Consider the following 6,312-nt stretch of genomic DNA (forward strand, 5'->3'; position numbering starts at 1 on the left):
ATCGCTTATCGATCTGCTTTATTATTGCATTGGAATGTTACCTGTTTCTGACAACAGGAAAGCGATTTAATTCACACATTGATTTACGTGTTTTCTTCCCAAAAATCAAGTGGCTAATTTTTGCTCTCAGTGGATGGTTTGGCAGATGGCTCGGCGCTCGATTCACTGTTTTCGAGTGACTCTGATTCGAGTGCTTCCGCTTCTTCATCCAAGATTTCACGGTTTGCTTCTTCATTGAAAAATTCTTCATCAAGCGCAATCACGGTGAGATCTTCAATACTTTCATCGCCTGTCGCCAATTGACGCTGCTCAAGATGGCCGATGATGCTTTGATAGTAACGGCGAATATTTTCCACATAATTACGTGCTTCGTCGCCACGCGCATAGCCATAGCGGGTCTGGGTGAAATATTTTTTCTGCTGTAGCTGTGGTAGGCGATCTTTGACATCCGCCCATGAGTCAGGATCTGCGCCTTGGCTTTTGGTTAAGCGTCGCGCATCCATCATATGCCCGTAGCCAATGTTGTAAGAGGCTAAGGCAAACCAAATTTTTTCATGTTCGGAAATCGAGTCAGGGACACGCTCCATCATACGTCGCAAGTATTCCACCCCACCACGAATCGACTGTTCTGGATCGAGGCGATCGCTTACCCCTACACTGCGCGCGGTTGGTAGTGTCAACATCATCAAACCACGGACACCCGTGGGCGATTTGGCATACGGATTCCAGTGCGACTCCTGATACGCAAGTGCGGCGACTAAACGCCAATCAAACTCTGCCGAGTACTTTTGAAAGAGAGGCGTCCATCGAGGTAATCGTGTATCCAGCGCGCGAATAAAGGCGCGGGTATCGACATAATCAAAGGCACCAATATGGCCGATGTATTTTTCTTCCAAAGACGCCAAATAGCCCGATTGCTTGAGATTGCCAAAGAATTCAATCATTAAGGCATACAGACTTTCATCGTCGGAACGGCGGATAAACCATGAGATCGGCTGATCTTCGGTTAATTCAAATGCCGCCGCCAGTTCAGGATAGATGCGTTGAGAAAGCGACACCTCAACAGAGTCGGCCATCGTAAACAGTAACTCTCCTTGTGAGACTTTTTTCAGTAAGTCATTCACATCGGAATTGCTGTCGACATGAAATTGAAAATCGGGGTATTTCTGCTGTTTGGCTAGCAAGGTGTGCTCAAAATGGGAGTCATCCACCACGCTGAAAAAGGCGAGCTCAGGATTGTCCTTTAATAAGGTTTGCTGGCGTTCGACCAACTGTTTGAAGCTGCGTGGTCGCCAGTCACCTTTTTTATAGACCACTTGCTGCGAAACGTAATAATAAGCAGGACCTGCGCGAAAATCTTTGAGTCGCTCTTCGGATTGGCTTAAGCCTGCGGCAATGATGTCCACTTCACCGTTTTTTAAGGCAGGAAACAGGCTAGATAGGCGGTATGCTGGCTTCATTTCCAGCTTTACGCCAAGCTCTTTGGCAAATTCGCGGGCTAACTCGTAATCCAATCCCGTTGGGCCATCAGGGCCGATGTAGTAGGAGAGGGGATTGTTGAGCGTACCAACGCGTAAAACACCACGTTCACGAATTTTTTCTAGCTCGCTTTTGGGCTCGGAATCGATTTGGCAACCGACTAAGAGCAGGCTTAATAAGCCTAGCCAGAGTGCGCGAATGGGGAGTTTATAGGCAAAAGGAGTCATCAATTTGGGTTTTCTCTCATCAAGACAGATGCCTTTATATCAAAGGCGCTGGTTTTGGCAAAGTCCTCACTGAGTAAGCTGTCATTTTGCTCGAAGATTTGTGCAAATGGGTCGTAACTCAAAATTAACGAAAAAAATGACGCAAACGGTTGCTTTTGGTGTTACGTCACAAAAAGAATTCCTCTATAATGCGCAGCCATCAGTAGAGGTGAAATCGGCATACATTCAACAAATAGAGTTTAATGTGCTGTATTCGAAAGAGTTTATGCCAATTACACCTCAATCAATTGGACATAGAGACCTAAGCACATGAGAATTTTGCGTGGCTCCCCAGCTCTTTCAGAGTTTCGTGTTAACAAGCTCCTGACCGCGTGTCGTGAACAGCAACTGCCTGTAACCGGTATTTACGCCGAGTTTATGCACTTTGCCGATCTCAAGGCAGAGCTCAATCCGCAAGAGTTGGAAAAGCTCGAAAAACTGCTCACTTATGGTCCAACCATTCAAGAGCATGAACCGCAAGGTTTACTGCTGTTGGTGACGCCGCGCCCCGGAACCATCTCACCTTGGTCCTCAAAAGCCACCGATATTGCACACAACTGTGGCCTGCATGGCATCAAGCGCCTTGAGCGCGGTACGGCTTATTATGTTGAAGCAGAAACGGCGCTGACCGCAGCACAAATCGCAACACTTGAGGCGCTGCTGCATGATCGAATGATGGAAGTCGTGTTCGCAGAACTCACCGATGCCCAGCAACTGTTCAGCGTAGCAGAGCCTGCGCCTATGAGTCAGGTCGATGTATTAGCGGGCGGTCGTCGTGCGCTTGAAGAGGCAAACGTTTCCCTTGGTCTGGCATTGGCTGAAGATGAAATTGATTATCTGGTTGAGAGCTTCACTAAACTGGGTCGTAATCCTAACGACATTGAACTGATGATGTTTGCACAGGCGAACTCAGAGCACTGCCGCCACAAGATTTTCAACGCCGATTGGACCATTGATGGAGTTAAGCAAGACAAGTCACTGTTCAAAATGATCAAAAACACCTTTGAACAGACGCCGGATTATGTGCTTTCGGCTTATAAAGATAATGCCGCAGTAATGACGGGCTCGACCGTTGGCCGTTTCTTCCCCGACCCCGAGAGCCGTCAGTACACTTATCACCATGAAGATGCCCACATTCTGATGAAAGTGGAAACGCATAACCACCCAACGGCGATTTCGCCTTGGCCGGGGGCTTCGACTGGTTCTGGCGGTGAAATTCGTGATGAGGGCGCAACCGGTATTGGCGGCAAGCCTAAAGCGGGATTGGTGGGCTTTACCACCTCGAACTTGCGTATTCCCGGTTTTGAACAGCCATGGGAAAGCGATTTTGGTAAGCCAAGCCGCATTGTGAATGCGCTGGATATCATGCTGGAAGGGCCACTCGGCGGCGCGGCGTTCAACAACGAATTTGGTCGCCCGAACCTACTTGGGTATTTCCGCACTTATGAAGAAAAAGTGACGTCACATGCTGGTGAAGAGGTGCGTGGTTATCACAAGCCGATCATGATTGCCGGCGGTATGGGTAACATTCGCGCCGAGCATATTCAGAAGAAAGAGATCCCAGTGGGGGCAAAACTGATCGTACTCGGAGGCCCTGCGATGAACATCGGTCTCGGTGGTGGCGCAGCCTCTTCGATGGCTTCTGGCCAGTCTGCTGAAGATCTGGATTTTGCTTCTGTGCAGCGTGAAAACCCAGAGATGGAGCGCCGCTGTCAGGAAGTGATTGACCGTTGTTGGCAGCTCGGTGACAAAAACCCGATCGCCTTTATCCACGATGTGGGCGCGGGTGGTATCTCTAACGCTCTGCCTGAGCTGGTGAATGACGGCGATCGCGGTGGTAAATTCCAGTTGCGCAACGTGCCGAATGATGAGCCGGGCATGAGCCCATTGGAAATCTGGTGTAATGAATCACAAGAGCGTTATGTGCTGGCGGTTGCTGCGGAAGATATGCCGCTGTTTGATGCGATTTGCCAGCGTGAACGCGCCCCTTATGCCGTGGTAGGTGAAGCGACCGAAGAGCGCCATTTGACGCTGGAAGACAGCCACTTTGCTAACACGCCGATTGATATGCCAATGGATATTCTGTTGGGTAAGCCGCCGAAAATGCATCGTGAAGCGAGCACGCTGAAAGTTTCAAGCCCAGCGCTAGAGCGTTCAGGCATTGAGCTTAATGAAGCGGTGGATCGCGTACTGCGTTTACCGGCAGTCGCAGAAAAAACGTTCCTGATCACCATTGGTGACCGCTCAGTGACTGGCTTAGTCGCGCGGGATCAAATGGTCGGCCCATGGCAAGTTCCCGTCGCAAACTGCGCAGTAACGGCCGCGAGTTTTGATTCTTACCACGGCGAAGCGATGTCTATGGGTGAGCGTACCCCTGTTGCGCTGTTGGATTTCGGTGCCTCTGCACGTTTAGCGGTCGGTGAAGCTATTACCAACATAGCCGCAACCGATATTGGCGAGCTGAAACGCATCAAACTTTCGGCGAACTGGATGTCTCCAGCGGGCCATCCGGGTGAAGATGCCGGTCTGTATGAAGCGGTGAAAGCGGTCGGTGAAGAGCTTTGTCCTGCACTGGGTATCACTATCCCAGTCGGTAAAGACTCGATGTCGATGAAAACCAAGTGGCAGGAAAATGGCGAGCAGAAAGAAGTGACTTCGCCGCTGTCACTCATCATCACCGCCTTTGCACGTGTGGAAGACATTCGCAAGACCGTGACCCCACAACTGCGTACTGACCTTGGTGAGACAAGCTTAATCTTGATTGACTTGGGGAATGGTCAAAATCGTCTTGGCGCAACCGCATTGGCGCAAGTGTACAAACAGTTGGGTGATAAGCCGGCTGATGTGGATAACGCGGCGCAGCTCAAAGGCTTTTTTGATGCAGTACAAACGCTGGTGCGTAACGACAAGCTGGTGGCTTACCACGACAAAGGTGACGGCGGTTTATTGGTGACGTTGGCAGAAATGGCTTTCGCGGGTCACTGTGGTATTAAAGCCAATATTGAAACCTTGGGTGATGATGCACTGGCGGCACTGTTCAATGAAGAGCTTGGCGCCGTGGTTCAAGTGAAAAATGATGAGCTGAATGCTGTTCTGGCAACACTTGCCGCCCATGGTTTAGAAGCGTGTGCTCACGTGATTGGTGAAGTAGAAGCATCCGATCGTCTGCTGATCACTTGTGGTGAGGAAGTCTTGATTGAGCGCTCTCGTACTGAGCTTCGCACCATCTGGGCGGAAATGACCCATAAGATGCAAGCGCTGCGTGATAACTCGGCGTGTGCTGATCAAGAGTTTGCGGCCAAACAAGATAACCGTGACCCGGGCTTGAATGCGAAGTTAACTTACGATGTGCAAGCCGACGTTGCTGCGCCGTACATCGCCAAAGGTGTGCGTCCGAAAATGGCGATTTTGCGTGAGCAAGGCGTCAACTCACACGTTGAGATGGCGGCAGCGTTTGACCGCGCTGGTTTTGATGCGGTTGATGTGCATATGAGCGACATTCTGACTGGGCAAACCGTGCTCGATGCTTACCAAGGTCTGGTGGCTTGTGGTGGCTTCTCTTACGGCGACGTATTGGGTGCGGGCGAAGGTTGGGCGAAATCGATTCTGTTTAACGCCCAAGCGCGTGAGCAGTTTGAGCAGTTCTTCCAACGTAAAGATACTTTCTCACTTGGGGTGTGTAACGGCTGTCAAATGCTGTCTAACCTGCGTGATTTGATCCCGGGTGCTGAGCTATGGCCACGTTTTGTGCGTAACGAATCGGATCGTTTTGAAGCGCGCTTTAGCTTAGTCGAAGTGCAAAAATCGCCATCGCTGTTCTTTAGCGAGATGGCGGGCTCAAGAATGCCGATTGCGGTTTCTCATGGTGAAGGTCGTGTGGAAGTGCGTGATGCTCAGCATCTGGCGGCAATTGAGCAATCTGGCACCGTAGCGATTCGTTTCGTGGATAACTTTGGTCAGCCAACCCAAGCTTACCCAAGCAACCCGAACGGTTCACCGAATGCGATTACCGGTTTAACCACTCAAGATGGCCGTGTGACGATTATGATGCCGCACCCTGAGCGTGTATTCCGTACCGTCGCCAACTCGTGGCACCCTGATAACTGGGGTGAGAATGGCGCTTGGATGCGTATGTTCCAGAATGCTCGTAAATATTTTGGCTAATTGATTTAAGCTTAAGCACAACAAAAAGCGCAGAGAACTTCTGCGCTTTTTTCGTTGTCATCCCTAAACCACCGCTTTTAGCGGTGGTGATTGTCCCTAGGGGCTTTTGCCCGAAAATGCGCCCATGTTAGAAGACAAACTCTTATTCACCATAAGTAAGAGGATTCAAATAACATGGGCGACTACAGAAGTTCATCACACGTCTATTGGCGTTGCAAATATCATATCGTTTGGACACCAAAATTTCGTTTTAAGATCTTAAAAGGTAATGTAGCCAAAGAGCTAAATCGTTCGATCTACATTCTTTGTAATATGAAAGATTGTGAAGTTTTGGAACTCAATGTTCAGCCAGATCATGTCCACTTAGTTGCGATAATTCCGCCCAAAGTATCGATTTCGACGT

Annotated in this window: 3 protein-coding genes and 1 pseudogene; 3 read left to right on the top strand and 1 reads right to left on the bottom strand. The window is 49.7% G+C overall.

The genetic code is table 11. The features are described from left to right. Positions 1-113 precede the first annotated feature (113 nt). On the bottom strand, positions 114-1,706 hold the full coding sequence (gene mltF, locus T411_RS0112815; protein ID WP_000187388.1) for a membrane-bound lytic murein transglycosylase MltF: 1,593 nt from the start codon (positions 1,704-1,706) through the stop codon (positions 114-116). 106 nt (positions 1,707-1,812) lie between these two features. Here mltF and T411_RS0112820 point away from each other — a divergent pair, with 106 nt between their 5' ends. The 3 genes and pseudogenes from T411_RS0112820 to tnpA form a co-directional block, all read left to right on the top strand. Beyond that, a complete protein-coding gene (locus T411_RS0112820) occupies positions 1,813-2,019 on the top strand; it encodes a hypothetical protein (RefSeq protein WP_000533381.1) in 207 nt (68 codons plus the stop codon). After that, positions 2,016-5,909, top strand: coding sequence for a phosphoribosylformylglycinamidine synthase (gene purL / locus T411_RS0112825; protein WP_001221777.1), 3,894 nt, complete (start codon positions 2,016-2,018; stop codon positions 5,907-5,909). Before T411_RS0112820 ends, purL begins: the two co-directional genes overlap by 4 nt. Before the next feature lie 174 nt (positions 5,910-6,083). Next, positions 6,084-6,312: pseudogene (tnpA, locus tag T411_RS1000000120265) on the top strand (IS200/IS605-like element IS1004 family transposase); the annotation flags it as partial.

The sequence above is a fragment of the Vibrio cholerae ATCC 14035 genome (assembly GCF_000621645.1).
Classification (GTDB): Bacteria; Pseudomonadota; Gammaproteobacteria; order Enterobacterales; family Vibrionaceae; genus Vibrio; species Vibrio cholerae.